This window comes from Roseburia inulinivorans DSM 16841, from assembly GCF_000174195.1.
Classification (GTDB): Bacteria; Bacillota; Clostridia; order Lachnospirales; family Lachnospiraceae; genus Roseburia; species Roseburia inulinivorans.
On record NZ_ACFY01000096.1, the window covers coordinates 101911 to 121602 of the forward strand.

The following is a 19692-nucleotide window of genomic DNA, read 5'->3' on the forward strand; positions in this document are numbered from 1 at the left end:
GAATTAAGATGACTTCCCAAATTTTTTCCATATTATATACCCTGTTTTCTGGTTCTACCGATTCTGAATAGAGTATGTCGGAACCATACGCTGCACCCATTCCCGTATATCATCCGGTTCTTCTACCACATGCTCTTTGATCTCTTCTAACTGTTTTAAAAACTTCTCTTCATCCATCTGAATCGGTTTACCAATATGAATTAATTTGTTGGCTGTTTCCTGCATGCCTTCTTCTTTCATGAGCATCTCTTCATACAGTTTTTCGCCTGGTCTTAATCCTGTAAATACGATCTGGATATCCTCGTCGGGTTTATGTCCCGAAAGAAGTATCAGGTTTCTCGCAAGGTCTACGATCTTGACCGGTTCTCCCATATCCAGGACAAAGATTTCTCCCCCCTTTGCATAGGCTCCTGCCTGTAACACAAGAGATACTGCTTCCGGTATTGTCATAAAATAACGGATAATATCCGGGTGCGTAACGGTAACCGGTCCGCCTGCCTCAATCTGCTTCTTAAATAAAGGAATCACACTTCCGTTGCTTCCAAGTACATTACCAAATCGGACTGCTACATATTCTGTCTTAGAACGATTATTGTATGTCTGAATAATCATCTCACAGATTCTCTTGGTAGCTCCCATAATATTCGTCGGGTTTACTGCCTTATCTGTAGAGATCATGACAAAACGTTTAACATTGTATTTATCTGCGGCCTGAACCACTTTCCATGTTCCTAAAACATTATTTTTTACTGCTTCATTCGGGCTGTCTTCCATCAACGGTACATGTTTATGCGCTGCCGCATGATATACGATCTCCGGACGATATTTATCAAAAATCAGATCCATGCGCTTTGTATTTCTTACGGAAGCGATCAATACGACCAGATCGAGTTCCGGGTAATTTCTCCTTAGCTCCTGCTGGATATCGTATGTAGTATTTTCATAAATATCAACGATCACTAACTGTTTTGGATTGTGTGATGCGATCTGGCGGCATAACTCGCTGCCGATCGACCCCCCTCCACCAGTAACCATAACTACCTTATCAGAAACATATCCCATAATGGAATCAAGATCAACCGTGATCGGATCACGTCCTAAAAGATCATTTACATCAACATCTTTTAATTTACTGATACTGACATCGCCATTTACCAACTGATATATACCCGGTAAACGTTTTAATTCACAGCCGGTCTGTTTACAAATATCTAGAATCGCTTTTGTCTCTTTTGCACTCGCTGTCGGAATTGCAATAATAATCTCATCTACAAGATACTCATTTGCAATTTCTATGATATCATTTCTATCTCCAAGGACTTTGACACCATGCATATATTTTCCAATTTTGCTTTTATCATCATCCACAAAACCTACAATATGCATATTCACAAAACGACTGCCGGAAATTTCCTTGATAATAGAATTTCCTGCTTCTCCGGCACCTACTACAAGCACTCTCTTAAGATTCTTCTCATCCACTTTTTTTCCAAAAAAAGTTCTGACTGCCCGATAAGAATAGCGGCTGATAAACATAAACGCCAATAATAATGTTCCGTAAATAAAATACCAGCTTCTAGGCAGCGGATACTCCTGATCTCTGTAATTCAGAAGAATCGTCACTGTATTGAGCAGCGTATCTACAATACATGCTGCTGCAAGATACAATAATTCGGTTACCCCTGCATATACCCAAAGGCTGCTATACAAACGAAATACATAAAATACAATAATCGCGATCACTAACGTTGCCGGCAATGAACTCCATACAACACCAATATAATACTTTGGTACAGCCGAAAGACTAAATTCAAATCTTACAATCAATGCCGTGATGCTTGTCAATATTACAATGCAAATATCCATCAGCACCATAAATATTCTCTTGATCCATAATGTTTTATCTAAGTTTTTCATAAGTCCGCCACTTTTCTCTATAAATTATTTTGCATATACTTCATAATGTTCTGTATTATAAATTTTACTAAATCCAATGCTATTAAAAAATTCAATATTGTCATACTCAGAATTAATAACCAGACAATTGCAGCCATAGGATTCTGTTTCTATCTGCAGCTGTTCCAGATTCTCCTGGGTAAAAGATAAACCTTCACCATAAATAACAGCAAACCTGGTATCATATTCCCGAAGCTCACCTGCCACCTCTTCCGGTGCAAGAACTCTTGGTTTTTCTACAAATTCCAACTGTTCAGCGATCTCCATGACTTCATTTGATATTTTATAACTGTTTGTGATAAATTCCAAATGCTGCGACGTATAATTTAATCCCATCCCTGCCTGAATCAGTAAAATATATATCACTATGACAATTATTTTTTCTTTCTTAGATGGTATGTTTATCAAATAGTCTGTCATTGCAACTCCAACAACCGATACTATGTTTAGTATTCCATAGACCATCCAATGATCTGTCTTCTGACCGCTCATATTTAGTATGCCATTTGCAATCCCCGGCGTCACCAGAAAAAGTATACCAAAAATCTCATATATTAACAAATTTCTTTGTCTTTTTTTATTTATAATCAAGAAATAAAATATTGCAACAAAAAGGAAAAAAACATTTGTTCCCATCCCATTGTAAGAAAAATATGCATTTTTAATGTCTTCCCACAACCCGGACATATTTATACCCCTTCCTTACAAACCAGACAAGAATCATCAGCAACATCATCAGGAACACATAAAACCAGCCTTTGTGATGTAACAATTGTGCCGCCGGATATAAAATAATAAATAATACTGCCTGCATCATAACCGGATGTTTTACACAATCGGATACTTTATTTTTTTCTCCTCCATACATGAAATTTAACATACGCATCACTTGTAAAAACGCATATGGAAGAATGCAGCATTCCAACATTACACTACCATTCCAACAGCTTCGGAATATGCCTGTCACCGGAGTTTCTACCGCTGTATATATTGGTACATAATAGATAATTTCTACAATTATTAAAAATACTGCCTGCATTTTTTCCTGCTTAAAAAAGAACTTTCCAATTTCCCAATAACAGCACATAAAAAATGGTAAAATGAATAATGGAAGTATTACCTTTATCAGCAATGCCGGATGTAATCCGGAAACCCATGCATTGACCGCATATAGCATCTCATAAGGTGAAAATATCTTTTCCATCTGCGTGGCAGGATACTGCTCGCCAGTATATGGTTGATATATATATGCAGAATTGGTATCAATTGATGTCATTACTGTTTGTACTGTCTGCTCCATCTGTGGTTTTACACAAACTACAGAAAACAATATTGCTATTATGGATACTATCATTGCAATTTTTACAGCCTTGTGTCCATTTTCTGATTTTCTTTTATGTTTGAAACATCCAAGTATTGCTTTTTTATTTGCTAAAATGGATACCACACATATCGTAATCGTCGCAAGCAGCCAAACCATACTAAGTTTTTCTAATGTGCAGCCACGATATAAAAAAAGTACCGCAACACCCCAAAATATTCCAAGCATAATAACAAATCCATTTGCATATGTGCTTGATATATTTCTCTTTTTTACACCTGCTGCTGCATCTATCAATGCACCTGCTAACCATGGCACTAAAAAAAACAAATAAATTACCAGCAATATTCCTGCTGCATTTTTCATTCATTTTCTCCTAACACTTTATCGACTTTGCGTTCTAATAAAATTTTATATACTTTCGTTCCCTTAATATACTCCAGTTCGTTTTCTACTTTGTTCATATGACATTTTAACTCACTAAGTGCACTGAGTATCGGATTATCCTGCAACCCTGCTTCCCTGATTCTAAATGCAATTTTTACCTCTCTTACATTATTTTCCCATTGATTTTCAAATATGATCTGTGGATCTTCCGATGCAAATATAAAATCATGATCTTTTGTTATGATGGCATTGTGCCGATAATGTTCAATTTCATATTCATTGTTATCTTTTGTCACAATTTGCACCTTGAGATTTTGCAAAACACATGAAACATTTAATGGATCCAATCGTATTTCTGATACATACTGTGTGAATTCAATCGGAATATTCAATTTTACATTCTGTCCTATAATATGATTTGTAATTGCCTTGTCTTCAAGATAGTTTGTTCCATCATTTAAGAACACCTGTAAGAATAAGTTTTCCTCCGGAAGCAGTTTTTTCACATCGTATACTTCTTTTTTGTAAGCAATAAGGCTTGCGTTATAGCCATTTTTCTCACCATATACATATTGATTAAATGCTTCATTCATATTTTCAAATATAACAATTTCTTCTTCCGTCATATCAAAGCAATCATAAATTTCATTGATCGTCATGATATCTTTCATAGCACTGCCATTTCTGGTATAAAAAGCAGACACCGCACGATATATTACAAATTTCACTGGAATTGGAAATGAAAATACCCATTCATAATCAATAATTTTATATTTGCTGTCAGTTTGATCTTTTATGATATTATCAAAGCTCATATCGATATTCATTTCTTTTCCACATTCCATCTCATCTGGAAAAGAAACTTCGCCAAATACCTGTACAAATTGTGCATCCGGCATAAATGTTCTTTTTTCTATATTAACATTATTTCTTATGATTCCATCATACATTCTAAGCAAAGAAAGAAATCTTACTTCGTCTTTATCCTCAAGAGCCTCCAACATTGTATTGCAAAGACTCTCCCCGGTTAAAAATTCAAAAGCGATCTCGTTTTCTGAAATCAGTTTCGATGGACACAGGATACCTTCATCCTTATTTTTTTCATAATAATCAGACATCTTCCTGATATGTGCTGCTCCGTCTTTTGCCAATGCTCTTTTTACAACCAGTCTCTGTTCCCCGTCCTTCATTATGTAGGTTTCTATCTGAAACTGTTTTCTTCTCTCTTTTGTAATTTTTGAGTAAATTTTCTTCAAGATATCACCTCACACTATTTTGCAACTTCTATAAAGAAGGAATTTGCAAAAAAATCAAATTTTTTTTCTTTTAAAAGATTTGCATAGACTCTATTTTCGTTAAAAAGCATCATTCTTGTATTATCGAAAGTATCTAAACCTATATTAAGATCATCTTCTCGTGGAAGGTACTCATCAGAAAAAATCTGTACAGGGAATTTATAATCCGGAAACGGATAATAGAATTCTGCTTTCCCATATCCAGCATCTGTAATTATTTTCTTTAACGCCTCTTTACTAAAAGTTCTCACTTTACTATCTGTATCAATATAACCTTCCAAACCATCAAAAAATTTTCCAGTATGGTCTTCTCTGGAGCCCGCCCAATATTTCAATCCAAATTTATTTTCAATAGCAATCAGCAGTTTTCCATCTTCTTTCAAATATCCACTGATTTTTTTTAAAAAGGCTTCAAATGGATATTCATCATCCGTGTAATAACCGGCATATTCCAATACTCCGATCAATGTAATATAATCATACTTTTCTTTCAAAACAACATCATTGAAATTTCCAACCATAATTGTAAGATTATCGTATTCTTTATTACGGTTTGCATTAATTAATGATCTGCGTTTAGAAAGATCTACACTCGTCACATGCTTTGCATTTCTGCAAAGTACTCCACTGATAGCTCCACATCCTGCCCCAATTTCAAGTACAGATGCATCTTTTTTTAAAGGATACCACTCCAGTATATTTTGTCTGACAGGTGAAAAATGATATAACACTGGCCACCGGTCATCTTCTGCAAGTATCTTCTCTACGTCTGGTTCTTCCATAATAAGCTGTAACAGATCATTCTCGATGTCCCCGTCACTATATTGATCCTGTCCATTATAAAATGTATAATCTAACGTTACTTTTCCAATCTGCTCTGTCATAGAACCTCTTTTCTATAGTTATCTACAACTATTATTTTTTACCCAAGAATCTCCTTGATATCCTTTATAAAATCAAATACATGCTCATTTTTTACATATAATGGATTCGCTGTCACATGTTCTACCTGCGGTCTGTAAGCTTTACAGATTTCAGTCAGATGTGTTGCAATGTTCATTGGACTGATATTATCCAGTGATACCATGTTATCATTGAAATCCTTAAGATCTTTATTCGCATAAGTATTCGTGATCGTCTTTACATCAAATACCGACATCTCAAGTGGCGGATAACTTGGATGTGGTGAACACATCAGTGAAATTCCTGCGTAAGTTTCCTGCAAAGTCCGCGCATATTCTTCAATTGTAAGCTTTCCAACGGAGACAAGCTCTTTGCCGTTTCCAAGCGGAATTGAACGGTGCATCTCCCCTGCCGAAAGAATCTCCCATTCCTCAATATCCGGCTGCATCATCACCCATTTTTTCAGAGCCGCTACTACAAGGTTAAATGCATTACGCTCCGTACCTGGACGTCCATAAACAAGAATCTGTTTTTTCTTATCAACCTGTGCAGGCATTTGCTCTAACGCTTTTCTTAATCCATCATTTAAGACAGGGTCAAATGCAAAGCTATGCGTAAAATGGTAATGATTTTCATCGAAGAATTCTTTCAACAACATACTGTTAAAAATTGCAATTGTTGGATAATCACTTTTGTAGGTAGAATCTGCAAGCAGGTACTTCGTAGACCAGGAGTAAAATCCTGGCTCATAATCCTGAATAAAATAGAGAAAAATATTTGGTTTGATTCCAAATGTATTTTCAAATCCAACATAAGCATCCTGACAACAATACGCTGTCCACCAGCCAGTAAATAAGAAATAGTCATTCTCTGACACTGGAATACTGCGGTTAAAACGATTGCTGTATGGAATAATCTGTTTTGCAACGAGAGAATCATCTTCTGCTTTTACAAATGTATACTCATCGGAATATTTTTTAATGGCTGCTTTGTCTGGCTCTGCGTCTACTAAAATAATACGTGCATCATAGCCTAATGCTTTCACTAAAGTATCGAAAAACTTCAGTGCAGTTGAGATTCCACCAAAGACATGCTCTGCATTGATAGACGGAACCAGAAGGTTCATTCTGCGGTTCGGATATTCTATCTTACGGAAAGTGTATGGTGTAATTTCATATACATTCGTATCCAATTGTGGAAGTCCGGTTTCTCTTTTTCTCTTCAGAAGCATTTTTTCCTCCTGCTCTTTGACAGTCTGCTGCACCGCGGCACAAATTTTGGGCTGACAACAATAATAATCAAGATTTCTATTATAATATGGATCTCCGTTTTTCCGGTAGGTCTTATACATCTGATCAGACAGATCAAAGTCAATCTGTGGGATTTTACTTGCATCCCTGCTCTTAGATTCATAATGATACAGACGAACATTTGGATCGTAGATATTCACGAGTCCATGCTGGTTTGCACGAAGTGCAAGTTCAATATCGCTTCCACATACAATGAATTTCTCATCAAATCCACCGATTTTCTCAATTGTCGCCTTCGAAACTGCAAGACAGGCTCCCGTTACCGCCGAAACATTTCTTGTTACCATCGGTGACACAAATGGCGATCCATAGTGCTGCGGTTTCATTCCCTTGAATACATGATCAGCCCAGCCACCCATTCCAATAACTACTCCTGCATGCTGGATCGTATTATCTTCATATAAAAGCAATCCACCGACAACACCAACATCTTTTCGTATAGCTTTCTCTACCAGTCTTGTAAGCCATTCCGGTTCAATAACTTCTACATCATTATTCAAACATACATAGACATCTCCGGTTGCGAACTTCATTCCATAATTATTAAGCCTTGACCAGTTAAACTCAAACGCCGCATCTTTCACGATGACATTGTCATGTTCTTCTTTCACCTTCTTCAGATAAGTGAAAGTCTCTTCCCTCTCAGAATTGTTATTTAAAATAATAATCTCAAAATTTTTATAAGTTGTCTTCGCATAAATACTGTCAATTGCAGCCTTTAACAAATCTGCATGATCTTTAATCGGAATAATAATGGAAACCTTCGGTTCCTCATTCATGTGATATCTCACATCATAGACAAACAAATTCTCTGTCTCATTTGCAGTCGCTGCTCCTTTGCCATAAACACGATCTAAATGTTCCTGAATCGCATTAAGTCCTGCTGTCTGTGCATATGGCTTTGACTCCGGGTTGGCTGCTGTGGAGCTCGGAAGATCTCTCCAATGATAAAGTATCTCAGGGACATGTCCAATCTTGTCCGTCATCTCTGTCATTCGAAGTAACAGATCATAATCCTGGCTTCCGTTGAACTCACCGCGAAATCCACCCACTTTTTCAAATAAGGACTTCTTGAATCCAATCAAATGTCCTAAATACATCTGGCTCAGGAAAAGATCCGGAGACCAGTCAGGTTTACATAATGGATCTCTCGTTTTTCCTTTCGCATCAATAATATCCATATCGCTGTATATGATCTCAGAACCTTCTTTTTTTATCTTCTGATAAAATTCATGTAATGCAGACGGTGCAAGCTCATCATCATTATCCATAAGAAGGATATACTCTCCGGATGCAAGCGCTGCTGCCGCATTGGTTGCTCCTGAAATCCCCTGATTTTTTTCTAATAATTTAATTTTAATCCGGCTATTTTTCATTGCAGATAAGTGCTCTCTTACCTCCTGCTTTGTAGAACAGTCATCTGCAATGCAAATCTCCCAGTTTTTGTAATTCTGCTTTTCTATAGATTCAATCGCCTTATCAAGCCACTTAATTTCTACATTATATACAGGCATTACAATGGAAAAAAGAATCTCTCCACTATAATTTTTTAATTTTTCTTTCTTCACTCTGCCGTATCCAGGTTCATAATTTACACTGGCAGATAAACGCTGTTTAAAGATTTCCGGTCCCTGATTTTTTAAAACTTTTAATCCTTTTTTATTTTCTGAGGATTTCTTACTCCCTCTTTTATAATTGCTGCAAGCTTCTGTGTTCTTCCCATAATGCTCCTTTTTATATACAGCGATTCCTATCATCGCTGATTTTACTCGCTGTTCGCCTTCCCATAGCCTACTCTTCATTACAACTTACTATCGAGTTCAAATCAAAATACCCAACAGTAACTTTTTTAGATAAAACCTGTATACAACAAATATCATATAATCTGTGATGAACTTCTAATTCGTCACCATTATATCCTGTACATCCTAACTGTAGCAGATACTGTCCTTTTTGAAATGGCAATTTTTGTCTGAATGATACTGTAAGTGTCGTCCCTGCCTCTATCAGTCCAGGCTCTAACCCTTCAATAAGTGAATTGGTTCCGGTAAGATCTGTTCCCTTTAAATCCCGGATTGTAAATGCAAAAATTGGATTTAGCACATCCTCATGAAACTGTACCTTTAATTTCAAAACACACTCTTCGAATTTAGAAACAGTATTCGTAATCTTTCCTGTTGCATCGAAAATTCCAAAGTCAATAATCTCTGCCTTTTTATCGCCATACTCCTGCTTATCCGGATTTAAAATCATGGATTCTTTCCATGCAACTCCTTCTATTGCTGCATGACCGTCTTCTTTTTTTGGGCTGTCTTCCATCTTTGATTCTGCCATTACCCTTTTGTAAAGATCGATCATGTCCTTTGGTTTACCCTCTGCAAGCTTTACCCCTTTATTCAAAAGGACAACTCTGTCACAGTATTTTCCAATGCTCCCAAGATCATGGCTAACAAAAAGAATGGTCTTTCCCATTTTCTTAAATTCTTCAAATTTGTGATAACATTTCGTCTGAAAAAATACATCCCCAACCGAAAGTGCTTCATCGACAATAAGGATTTCCGGCTCAATATTGATTGCAACTGCAAATGCAAGACGTACAAACATACCGCTGGAATATGTTTTGACCGGCTGATTTACAAAATCACCAATATCCGCAAAATCTAAAATATCCTGCAGCTTTTCATCTATCTCTTCTTTGGTAAAACCAATCATGGTTCCATTCAGATAAATATTTTCAATTCCGGTATATTCCATATTAAATCCGGCGCCAAGTTCCAGCAACGCAGAAATACGCCCATTTACTTTGACTTCCCCATCGGTTGGATTCAAAACTCCAGTGATGATCTTTAAAATTGTAGATTTTCCTGAACCATTTGTTCCAATAATGCCAACTGTCTCTCCCTGACCAACCTGAAAAGATACGTCATTCAATGCGTAATGCTCTTTTCCAAGTGGTTTTTTTGAAAATCCTAATGCATCTTTCAAGCGATCCCGGTTTCTGTCATATAATTTATATATTTTTTTTACATGTTCTACTGAAATTGCGATGTTATCCATGCAGTTACCTTTCTATAACACATCTGCAAAATGTGGCTTTAATTTTTTGAATATTTTTGTCCCGATTATGAATAATACAATTGTAAGAATCCAATAATAAATTGTCATGCCTGGTTGTTCCCAAAATCCAGCCTTATTGATCAAAGAATCCCTATATCCTGCCACAATATAATACATTGGATTTAACTTTAAAATTGTAATCAGAATCGGATTCAATTCCATCCCATCAATATTCCACATAATTGGTGTCATCCAGACACCTATCTGCAAAATAATGTTAATGATCTGTCCAAGATCTTTGAAAAATACTACTATTGCAGATGTTGCATATATCAGTCCTAATAAAAGGATCATCATCGCAAAGGTATAATATAACATTTGCAATGTATGCAAATCCGGATAATACCCATAACACGCATATAAAATAATTGTAAATGCAATAAAAAACAAATGCACAAACAAAGCCGATATCAATTTAATAATTGGTAAGATATCAATCTGGAATACTACCTTTTTTACCAGATAGCTATACTCCATCAGCGCATTTGTTCCGCCGCTCAGTACCTCCTGAAAGAAAAACCATGGTACAAGTCCTGCTATCAGCCACAAAACAAAAGGTGCTGTAATTCCCGATCTGAGATTAATGCCACTTGCATGCATTCCCTTTTCAAATACAAACCAATATACCAATACTGTTACAATCGGCTGGACAAAAGCCCAGATAATTCCCAGATAGGATCCTGCAAATCTGGTTTTAAAATCATTCTTTGACAAGTCCCATATTAATTTTCGATTACTTATTATTTCTTTCAGCATATTGGCTTGTTTTATTTCCGTTGGCATGCTTTTCCTCTAACTTTCATTCTCTTAAGCTATAACTTATTTACGGTTTTTGTACATATTCTGAGATTCCACTCCATACTTTATCCTTATCAGATAATGTAAGATCCGCCTCAGTCATTCCTTCCGGCATCGGCCATTCCACACCGATCTCCGGGTCTTTCCACAACAGCCCGCCCTCATCATTTGGATGATAAAAATCTGTTACCTTATAACAGAATTCTGCATAATCGGACAATACGATAAATCCATGCGCAAATCCCTTTGGAATAAAGAACTGTTTCTTATTCTCTGCGGATAAAGTCACACCAAACCATTTACCAAATGTCTCTGATCCCTCGCGCAGATCGACCGCAACGTCAAACACCTCTCCATTTACCACACGCACCAGCTTGTCCTGTGGATAATTAATCTGAAAATGTAATCCTCTTAATACGCCTTTTTTGGATGCAGACTGATTATCCTGTACAAATTCACAGTCAATTCCTGCCTCTTTGAAATCATTGTAATTATAAGTCTCCATGAAATATCCACGGGCATCCCCAAATACGGTCGGCTCAATCACTTTTAATCCTGCAATTCCATTGCAATTGTCTGTTACTTTTATTTTTCCCATTTTTTATACTTCCTTTTCGAATCTTTTTTATCCATAGATGAAAATAAAGACTTTATAATCCCTCTGCAATTTCCATCAGATATTTTCCATAATCTGTCTTCAATAATGGCTGTGCAAGTTTCACAAGCTGCTCTTTGTCAATGAACCCCCGCTTGTAAGCAATTTCCTCGATACAGGAGATATATAATCCCTGACGTTTCTGGAATGCTGACACGAAATCTGCCGCTGCAAGAAGCATGTCATGATTTCCGGTATCTAACCAGGCAAATCCTCTTCCCAATGTTTCAACATTTAAAGTTCCACGGTTCAGATATTCATTATTTACGCTTGTGATCTCTATCTCACCCCTTGCGGATGGTTTTACATTCTTTGCAATCTCAACTACATCATTGTCATAGAAATAGAGTCCCGGTACTGCATAGTTTGACTTCGGATTTTCCGGTTTTTCCTCGATGGACAATGCTTTTCCATTCTCATCAAATTCTACAACCCCATATTCTCTCGGGTCTCTTACATAATAGCCAAAAATGGTTGCGCCGGCTTCATTTTCTGTACGCTCAGCTGCGCTCCGAAGAACTTTTGAGAAACTCTGTCCGTAAAAAATATTGTCTCCTAATACCAATGCCACTGCATCTTTTCCAATAAATTTTTCGCCGATAATAAATGCATCAGCAAGTCCCCTTGGCTGTTCCTGTACCGCATACTCAAATCTCATCCCAAGCTGTGATCCATCCCCTAATAACTCCTCAAACACCGGCAGATCCCTTGGTGTAGAAATAATCAGTACTTCTCTGATTCCAGCAAGCATTAAAGTTGATAAAGGATAGTAAATCATTGGTTTATCATAAACCGGCATGATCTGCTTTGAAATTGCTTTTGTCAATGGGTATAAACGTGTTCCGGATCCTCCGGCTAAAATAATTCCTTTCATTTTTCATCCTCCTAAAAAATTCATTTTATCACTTTTTGGTAAAACGCAAACAAGCAGTATCATCCGACCTACGGACGGTACTGCTATTTGTGCTATTATTATTTTCCCTGATACATATCTTCATAATATTTCTGATAATCACCACTGGTAACATTGTTCATCCAGTCTTCATGTTCTAAATACCAGGCGATGGTCTTCTTAATTCCATCCTTGAACATCGTCTCCGGTTCCCAGCCTATCTCAGCTTTTATCTTGTCAGGTGCGATCGCATATCTGCGATCGTGTCCCTTGCGATCCTCTACATATGTGATCAAATCTTTGCTTACATTTGCTTTTCTTGGATCAGTATCAGGAAGAATTTCCTGTAGAGTCTCAATGATAATATTGATAATCTCAATATTACGCTTTTCATTATGTCCGCCAATATTGTAAGACTCACCAAGCTTTCCATGTTCCTGAACCATGTCAATTCCCTTTGCATGATCATCTACATATAACCAGTCACGAATATTCAATCCATCTCCGTACACCGGTAATTTCTTTCCGTGCAAAGCATTGTTAATAATTAATGGAATCAACTTCTCCGGGAACTGATATGGTCCATAATTATTAGATGTATTCGTCACATTAGCCGGAAAATGATACGTATCAATATAAGCCTTCACTAACATATCAGAAGACGCTTTACTAGCGGAATATGGACTGTGTGGCTGATATGGAGTTGTCTCATAAAAATAGCTTTTTCCATCATCAGGAAGTGAACCATATACTTCATCTGTCGATACATGAAGGAACTTTTTACCAGTTTTAAAACTGCCATCCGGCAGCTCCCATGCTTTTTTTGCACAATTAAGCATAACTGCTGTTCCAAGAACATTTGTCTTGACAAAAACTTCCGGATTTTTAATACTTCTGTCAACATGACTTTCTGCCGCGAAATGCACAACACGGTCAATATCATTTTCTTCAAAGATCTTCATGATAGCATCCTTGTCCGTGATGTCTGCTTTAATGAAAGTGTAATTATCTCTATTTTCAATATCTTTTAAATTCTCCAGATTACCTGCATATGTCAATGCATCTACATTGATAATTCTGATTTCATTATCATATTTGCGAAACATATAATGAATGTAGTTCGATCCAATAAATCCAGCTCCTCCAGTTACCAAATAAGTTCTCATTCCGAGATCCTCCTATCATCACAATTATTTGTCATTTTACCATATTTTATATACTAAGACAAGTTTTACACATCTTAGGATTTTATTAACTATTTCAGCTCTGCCATATAAACATCCAATGCGTCTTTCCAGTCAGCCATCTGATAACCATCCGCTAATCTCATCATATAATTATCCAGAATAGAATATGCCGGACGGTCAGCCGCTGCCGGATTCATCTGTTTATACTGTTTACTTGTTACATGATTTACCTTTGTGCTTTTTCCTGCTCTTTTGAAAATTTCCTCTGTAAAGTCTGCCCAGTTTGTATCTCCCTCGCAGGTAGCATGATACAGACCATAATTTTCCGTTCCCTCAAAATGATGGATTGCCTTTGCAAGCTCTACTGCACTTGTTGGCGATCCAAGCTGATCGCAGACAACACTCACTTCATCATGAGTCTCCGAAAGGTTCAGCATAGTTTTTACAAAGTTTTTTCCATCTCCATATAACCAGGCTGTACGAAAAATAAAGAAATGGTTTGAAAACTGTTGAACAAACTTCTCCCCCTCGAGTTTTGTTTTACCATAAGCACTCACCGGATTCGGTGCATCAAATTCAGTATATGGTTTTGTACCATTTCCCTCAAAAACATAATCAGTTGAAACATGAATCATCTTTGCGCCAACTGCCTCTGCTGCAATGCTTAAGTTTCTTGGACCCAAAGCATTGATACGATAGGCTGCATCCCACTGCTTCTCACATGCATCAACATTTGTATGGGCCGCACAATTAATGATCACTTCTGGCTGTTCTGCACGTACAAGTGATAATACCTGCTCAATTTTTGTAATGTCAAGTGCTGTCACACCTTCCCCTTCCGCTACATCTGTATTAATAAATGTCACATCACTTCCTGCATATTCCTTATTGATCGCACGACCAAGCTGTCCATTACATCCTGTTACCAAAATCTTTTTACTCATTCTCTTCATTCCCTCTTTCTTTTTATAAAATTTTCCATCTTTTATCACACTTCAGTTTTCTTCTTCCTGTCCTTTACGACACAGGATGTTATTATTAAAAATACTATAAATACTACTCCAAACGAGAGGGTACAACTCAGTGCCGCTCCCAACATTCCAAGACTCTTTACGAAACCCGATCCCAGAAATACTGCAAATATAAGTCCGGCTCCATATCCCAGCAATAAAAAAATCTGTTTTCCCGTAACTGTTACCACATAATAGAGACAATATACATAGGCATTCAGTCCTCCGCATATCATAATGATCACCAATTCCATTCGATATGCCCTCAGATCAACTCCATACACAAGAGATAATATTGGTATTCCCAAAAGATACGCACCCACACATGCTGCAATCGTAAGTGCACCAATTAAAATCATCATTTTTTTCACAATGTCCGTAAACTCTTTTATATTTTCCCCTTCCCAATCTTTGGCAAGATCTGTAAGAAGTGGCCGGAATACAAAAAGGCTTAATAAATTGATCACAAATGCAGGCATAAATAAAATATTATAGCTGTTCTGAACCGTCTCATCGTAATATGTGTTAATCGCATATTTGGGTGCATTGTTCAGATAATTCATAATAAAAGATGACACAAACAATGGCCAGCATGCATTATAAATACCTAAAATCCCTCTCCATTCAAGATGCACCGGTGTTGGTTCAAAGTATTTTTTCATATGTAAATCATAAAACAGCATAATAACCAGTGACGTTAATGTAAGTGTCATAGCCGCATATAACAGGTTGTCTGTTAACCATAATATAATTGTGAATGTAATCGTTGAAATTCCGCTCCGCATTAACATCTCTTTTCCGGAAATATCAATGCGTTCTCTCTGTTGGAATAGTCCACTATATACATCTGCCACAGCCTCTACCATTCGATACCCCAGAATCCAAAACACGGTAAGTGCTTCTACTCCAGTATAACCATTTACAACAATATAGCCTATCATGCAGATCAGCATAATAATACAATTTAACATTCTGCTGGTAAAATATTGATCAAATGTAAATTTATTTTTTATATCCGTCGACTGAACTGGTCTGATTTCAAATCCACCGACAGAAAACAAAAGCTGCGCTGTAGAATACGCCAATGCAAAAAATCCACCCCTGCTCTCTCCGCTAATCCGGTTAACGATAATCAACAGAAGCATAGAGGAAAGTGAATTGCAAAGACTTCCAGCCATATTCCACATAAATTTCTTCTTTGCTGTTGTTTCCTTCATTTATTTCTGTTCCCTTTTTTCTTTCTCATCAATTGCAATCTTCTGTACTAATTCTTTTACTTTATTGTCCAGTTTAGAAATGTCCATAGTGAGTTGAAAACATTTGACAAGTAATATAAATATAATCAAAAGAAATATGAAATTAGTTGTGGAATATACGCCTACCAACTCTGACATCCAATCTGCAATCTGTGGAAAAATACTAAACAAAACGAGCATTATCGCAAACAATGTCCAAAAAATAGAATACTCTATCTGTAATTTTTCCTGTTTTACTTTTTTGCACATATAAAGCAATGTAAAAACAGATACGATAATCAATGTAATTCGAAATGCTATCGACATTCTTTTCTCCTTTATCCTGTCTATTTTGTAAAATCCACTTTCTTTTTATTGCGAAAGTTCTGTATTAATAATATAGAGATCAACATTCTGGCCATATATTTTGCAGCATTAACGGCATTAAGATAACTTTGTCCGGCAATTCTTTCATCCATCTTTGCCTGTATTTCTGCCACTTTTGCTCCCATTTTAATCAAATACGATACTGTATCCGGTTCCGGTCCAAAATTTATGTTGTTTGCCAATACTTCTATTAATTTTTTATTATACATACGCATTCCAGATGTCGGATCCATGATTTTTGCACCTGAAGTAAGTCTGATCGCTGTGGTGATCAATCTGCTTCCAATCATCCTTGCTGTAGTCGGTTTCTTTTCTTCAACAAATCTGGATGCGATCACAATATCATTTCCTTCTTCTATTTTCCGGATCATTGCTGCAATATATTCCGGTCTGTGCTGTCCATCTGCATCAAACTGTACTGCGCAATCATATCCCTTTTGATATGCATATTTCATACCAGTCTGAAATCCACCTGCAAGTCCTAAATTTACCGGAAGATCTATAATATTGTAATGATTTGAATGGCATATCTCAGATGTTTTATCCATTGATCCATCATTAATCACCACATAATCATACTCTGGATAATTTTCCGTCAAATGCTTCACCACACGTTCTATATTGTCCTGTTCGTTGTATGCCGGAATGATGATCAATACTTTCATTCTTTCTCTCCATTCATGTCTTTTGCAATCTGCATAACCTTTTCAGCAGTGGCATCCCACGTGAAATATTTTACTAATCTATCATAACTTTTACATTCTGCCTGTGTTCGGTATGCATCATCTTCTATTACTTTTTCCAAATTTTTCTGAATTGATTCAACTGTATTATCTCTCATGATAATTCCATACTGTTCATCTACAAGTAACTCTTTCGCTCCCCCCTGATAGGTTGTTATCACAAAACACTTACATGCCACAGCCTCCAGGACAGAAGTTGGAAAACCTTCTGAATCCGATGGCAGGCAAAATATATCTGACGCATCCAAAATTTTAACAATATGTTCAAAATCAACTTGTCCGGTCAATATGATATACGGATCTGACATTTCTATCAATTCCTGATATAATATACCATCCCCTGCAATCATTAAATAAACTGGTGCCTGTCCTTTTTTTGTCCTGCTTATATTTATCTTTTTTACCGCTGATACAAGCTGTTTAATTCCTTTTTCCGGAATTAATCTGCCAGTAAAAGAAATTACTTTTGCTTCATTCGGAATCTCATATTCCTTCCGATAATCAATGTCAGACTCTTTTAAAATCCGCTGAAATTCTTCGATTTCAACCGCATTATATAGTGTTCCCTTTGATTTGATATGGAAATGTCCGCTCCACTCACAACAGGCTTCCGAAACTCCATAGTAATCATCACAATACTTTTTCAACAAAAATGTAAGGAAATGCTCATACCATCCCCCCACTGTGTCAAACAACTTATTATTTACACTTAGGTGAGATGTTCCATGCTCTATTACAATGGATGGAATCCCCTTACTTTTTGCAAATTTTGCTCCGTATAATGAATGCAGATAGAATCTCGTATTAATAATCACAAGATCATACTGATTCATCCTGATCAACTTTTCTACTTTTTTAAACTCTTTATTTTTTTTGAACACCGGATATCTTCCACCTAACAAATCGTAACATGGCAGACGATAGATCTGTATTCCTTCTTGTATTTCATCTCCTGATAAATTACCCGTATTTGATGTTACTATAGTAACTTTGTTTCCCGCAGCAATCAATTTTCTGCTCAAATACAAAGTATAACGTTCTACACCACCAACATGCGGATAGTATTGCGCAGAAAAAATACAATAATGTTTTGACATTTTTTCACCTGTTCAATTTTGCTCTAATGTATTTTTGTTTTCATTATGAATAATAAACTTTTTTAATATATAACATTAAGATTCTTGATGTCAATCCAAATCCTAATATACGATATACCCTATGAACCAGATGAACTGCCGGGTTTATATCATAAGTTAACAGATATGCATATTTTTTCATTATCTCACGATCATTTTTAATTTGCTCATTCTGTTCTATCAAATATGCCTGTCCCATCCAGACTGCAAACGGATACGCTAAATACGCATAAAAAACTTTCCGATATTCTTGATCCAAATATTTTTCTGCATATTGGGTATATTCTATTATAATATTTTTCAGATCATTCACCATATAATATTTCATCTTCTGACTTGTCTGAGCTGTTTCATGGCCTTTGCGATACACATAAAATGGTTTATCATACCATTCAAACCGTTCTGCGCAAATCAGCATTCTGGCAATCCAGTCTGTATCTTCATTGCGGATTCCCTTTTTAAAATACAGATCATGTTCCCGTATCAAAGAGGTTTTTACAAGTTTTGTCCAAACTGTAACGCTAAGCATTCCAGCTTTTATCAGATTTTCCACTGCCTCTTTTCTTTTCTTTCCCGATACAAGTGTGCGATCAAAAGAAGATGGGTTTACAGTTTTATTTTTATCCTGCCAATACACCATGTTTGCGTGCATCACAACATCCGGTTCTGTCTCACTTATCACTTTTATGATATCACACAACGCATCTGGATTACTCCAATAATCATCATTGTCCATAAATGTGATGTAATCACCACTGGCTTTCTCCAATCCAACGTTTCTTGCATCTGATGTTCCACCGTTCTGTTTGTGAATCGTAACAATTCTATCATCTTTTTGGGCATATTCATCACATATCATCGGACTATCATCCGTAGATCCATCATCTACTAACAAAATTTCGAAATTGTGATACGTCTGCGCCAATATGCTTTCCACACATTGTTTCAAATATAAAGTTGAGTTGTATACCGGTATAATAATACTTATTTTCATATCTTACTTAATATCTTTTTCTTTTAATTTTTGAAAAAATATCCCTTACTCTCCCAATCCATCCTCAATCGCTTCCACGATCGCTTTTAAAGCCTCTTCCTCGTCTTCGCCCTCGCATATGAGTTCAATCTCATCTCCAGACTTGATACATGCGCCTAACACGCTTAAGACACTTTTTGCGTTTGCGATATTATCGCGGTAGCGGAACGTGATATGTGATTTAAACTGCATTGCATCCTTACATAAAATTCCCGCAGGTCTCAAATGCAGTCCTGTCGGATTTTTTATTACTACTTTCTGACTAACCATGCTGTATTACCCTCCAAATTCCAATCCCCTGATTTTTTTATCCGTATGCCGGTCTGA

Annotated in this window: 18 protein-coding genes; all 18 read right to left on the reverse strand. The window is 36.5% G+C overall.

Annotated elements, in window-relative coordinates; translation table 11 throughout:
- Positions 1-54 precede the first annotated feature (54 nt).
- Positions 55-1917, reverse strand: coding sequence for a polysaccharide biosynthesis protein (locus tag ROSEINA2194_RS11340; protein ID WP_007886969.1), 1863 nt, complete (start codon positions 1915-1917; stop codon positions 55-57).
- Between the two features lie 24 nt (positions 1918-1941).
- Complete coding sequence (locus ROSEINA2194_RS11345; protein ID WP_172727108.1) at positions 1942-2448, reverse strand: hypothetical protein; 507 nt, start codon at positions 2446-2448, stop codon at positions 1942-1944.
- Positions 2449-2617: 169 nt separating this feature from the next.
- Positions 2618-3643 (reverse strand): DUF6077 domain-containing protein, encoded by a 1026-nt coding sequence (locus ROSEINA2194_RS11350; RefSeq protein ID WP_007886977.1) that lies wholly within the window; start codon positions 3641-3643, stop codon positions 2618-2620.
- Positions 3640-4920, reverse strand: a complete 1281-nt coding sequence (locus ROSEINA2194_RS11355) for a hypothetical protein (protein WP_007886979.1) — start codon at positions 4918-4920, stop codon at positions 3640-3642. The genes ROSEINA2194_RS11350 and ROSEINA2194_RS11355 overlap by 4 nt, the downstream gene beginning before the upstream one ends.
- A gap of 14 nt (positions 4921-4934) precedes the next feature.
- Complete coding sequence (locus ROSEINA2194_RS11360; protein WP_007886980.1) at positions 4935-5843, reverse strand: class I SAM-dependent methyltransferase; 909 nt, start codon at positions 5841-5843, stop codon at positions 4935-4937.
- A gap of 38 nt (positions 5844-5881) precedes the next feature.
- On the reverse strand, positions 5882-8974 hold the full coding sequence (locus ROSEINA2194_RS19775; protein WP_007886981.1) for a glycosyltransferase family 2 protein: 3093 nt from the start codon (positions 8972-8974) through the stop codon (positions 5882-5884).
- Entirely contained in the window at positions 8964-10229 is a 1266-nt protein-coding gene (locus tag ROSEINA2194_RS11370) for an ABC transporter ATP-binding protein (protein WP_007886982.1), read from the reverse strand. The genes ROSEINA2194_RS19775 and ROSEINA2194_RS11370 overlap by 11 nt, the downstream gene beginning before the upstream one ends.
- Before the next feature lie 12 nt (positions 10230-10241).
- On the reverse strand, positions 10242-11072 hold the full coding sequence (locus ROSEINA2194_RS11375) for an ABC transporter permease (RefSeq protein WP_007886983.1): 831 nt from the start codon (positions 11070-11072) through the stop codon (positions 10242-10244).
- Between the two features lie 40 nt (positions 11073-11112).
- Positions 11113-11685 carry a dTDP-4-dehydrorhamnose 3,5-epimerase gene (gene rfbC / locus ROSEINA2194_RS11380; RefSeq protein WP_007886990.1) on the reverse strand — a complete coding sequence of 191 codons (573 nt, stop codon included), beginning with the start codon at positions 11683-11685 and terminating at the stop codon, positions 11113-11115.
- Between the two features lie 52 nt (positions 11686-11737).
- Entirely contained in the window at positions 11738-12616 is an 879-nt protein-coding gene (gene rfbA / locus ROSEINA2194_RS11385) for a glucose-1-phosphate thymidylyltransferase RfbA (protein ID WP_007886992.1), read from the reverse strand.
- 98 nt (positions 12617-12714) lie between these two features.
- Positions 12715-13800, reverse strand: coding sequence for a dTDP-glucose 4,6-dehydratase (rfbB, locus tag ROSEINA2194_RS11390; protein ID WP_007886996.1), 1086 nt, complete (start codon positions 13798-13800; stop codon positions 12715-12717).
- Between the two features lie 89 nt (positions 13801-13889).
- Positions 13890-14765: a dTDP-4-dehydrorhamnose reductase gene (gene rfbD / locus ROSEINA2194_RS11395; protein WP_044927758.1), complete on the reverse strand. Its 876-nt coding sequence runs from the start codon at positions 14763-14765 to the stop codon at positions 13890-13892.
- Positions 14766-14809: 44 nt separating this feature from the next.
- Entirely contained in the window at positions 14810-16048 is a 1239-nt protein-coding gene (locus ROSEINA2194_RS11400; RefSeq protein ID WP_007887000.1) for a lipopolysaccharide biosynthesis protein, read from the reverse strand.
- Positions 16049-16393, reverse strand: coding sequence for a DUF2304 domain-containing protein (locus tag ROSEINA2194_RS11405; RefSeq protein WP_007887005.1), 345 nt, complete (start codon positions 16391-16393; stop codon positions 16049-16051).
- A gap of 20 nt (positions 16394-16413) precedes the next feature.
- A complete protein-coding gene (locus tag ROSEINA2194_RS11410) occupies positions 16414-17118 on the reverse strand; it encodes a glycosyltransferase family 2 protein (RefSeq protein ID WP_007887010.1) in 705 nt (234 codons plus the stop codon).
- Positions 17115-18293, reverse strand: coding sequence for a glycosyltransferase family 4 protein (locus ROSEINA2194_RS11415; protein WP_007887011.1), 1179 nt, complete (start codon positions 18291-18293; stop codon positions 17115-17117). Before ROSEINA2194_RS11415 ends, ROSEINA2194_RS11410 begins: the two co-directional genes overlap by 4 nt.
- 43 nt (positions 18294-18336) lie before the next feature.
- The gene (locus ROSEINA2194_RS11420; RefSeq protein WP_007887012.1) at positions 18337-19326 is read right to left on the reverse strand and encodes a glycosyltransferase family 2 protein; all 990 of its coding nucleotides are present in this window, start codon (positions 19324-19326) and stop codon (positions 18337-18339) included.
- A 45-nt stretch (positions 19327-19371) separates the two neighbouring features.
- On the reverse strand, positions 19372-19635 hold the full coding sequence (locus tag ROSEINA2194_RS11425; RefSeq protein ID WP_007887013.1) for an HPr family phosphocarrier protein: 264 nt from the start codon (positions 19633-19635) through the stop codon (positions 19372-19374).
- Positions 19636-19692: the final 57 nt, after the last annotated feature.

What these genes read in the sequence shown, in the direction of transcription:
- ROSEINA2194_RS11340 (WP_007886969.1), bottom strand. Translation starts at nt 1,917, where the DNA reads ATGAAAAACTTAGATAAAACATTATGGATCAAGAGAATATTTATGGTG.
- ROSEINA2194_RS11345 (WP_172727108.1), bottom strand. Translation starts at nt 2,448, where the DNA reads ATGAGCGGTCAGAAGACAGATCATTGGATGGTCTATGGAATACTAAAC.
- ROSEINA2194_RS11350 (WP_007886977.1), bottom strand. Translation starts at nt 3,643, where the DNA reads ATGAAAAATGCAGCAGGAATATTGCTGGTAATTTATTTGTTTTTTTTA.
- ROSEINA2194_RS11360 (WP_007886980.1), bottom strand. Translation starts at nt 5,843, where the DNA reads ATGACAGAGCAGATTGGAAAAGTAACGTTAGATTATACATTTTATAAT.
- ROSEINA2194_RS19775 (WP_007886981.1), bottom strand. Translation starts at nt 8,974, where the DNA reads ATGAAGAGTAGGCTATGGGAAGGCGAACAGCGAGTAAAATCAGCGATG.
- ROSEINA2194_RS11370 (WP_007886982.1), bottom strand. Translation starts at nt 10,229, where the DNA reads ATGGATAACATCGCAATTTCAGTAGAACATGTAAAAAAAATATATAAA.
- ROSEINA2194_RS11375 (WP_007886983.1), bottom strand. Translation starts at nt 11,072, where the DNA reads ATGCCAACGGAAATAAAACAAGCCAATATGCTGAAAGAAATAATAAGT.
- rfbC (WP_007886990.1), bottom strand. Translation starts at nt 11,685, where the DNA reads ATGGGAAAAATAAAAGTAACAGACAATTGCAATGGAATTGCAGGATTA.
- rfbA (WP_007886992.1), bottom strand. Translation starts at nt 12,616, where the DNA reads ATGAAAGGAATTATTTTAGCCGGAGGATCCGGAACACGTTTATACCCA.
- rfbB (WP_007886996.1), bottom strand. Translation starts at nt 13,800, where the DNA reads ATGAGAACTTATTTGGTAACTGGAGGAGCTGGATTTATTGGATCGAAC.
- rfbD (WP_044927758.1), bottom strand. Translation starts at nt 14,765, where the DNA reads ATGAGTAAAAAGATTTTGGTAACAGGATGTAATGGACAGCTTGGTCGT.
- ROSEINA2194_RS11400 (WP_007887000.1), bottom strand. Translation starts at nt 16,048, where the DNA reads ATGAAGGAAACAACAGCAAAGAAGAAATTTATGTGGAATATGGCTGGA.
- ROSEINA2194_RS11405 (WP_007887005.1), bottom strand. Translation starts at nt 16,393, where the DNA reads ATGTCGATAGCATTTCGAATTACATTGATTATCGTATCTGTTTTTACA.
- ROSEINA2194_RS11410 (WP_007887010.1), bottom strand. Translation starts at nt 17,118, where the DNA reads ATGAAAGTATTGATCATCATTCCGGCATACAACGAACAGGACAATATA.
- ROSEINA2194_RS11415 (WP_007887011.1), bottom strand. Translation starts at nt 18,293, where the DNA reads ATGTCAAAACATTATTGTATTTTTTCTGCGCAATACTATCCGCATGTT.
- ROSEINA2194_RS11420 (WP_007887012.1), bottom strand. Translation starts at nt 19,326, where the DNA reads ATGAAAATAAGTATTATTATACCGGTATACAACTCAACTTTATATTTG.
- ROSEINA2194_RS11425 (WP_007887013.1), bottom strand. Translation starts at nt 19,635, where the DNA reads ATGGTTAGTCAGAAAGTAGTAATAAAAAATCCGACAGGACTGCATTTG.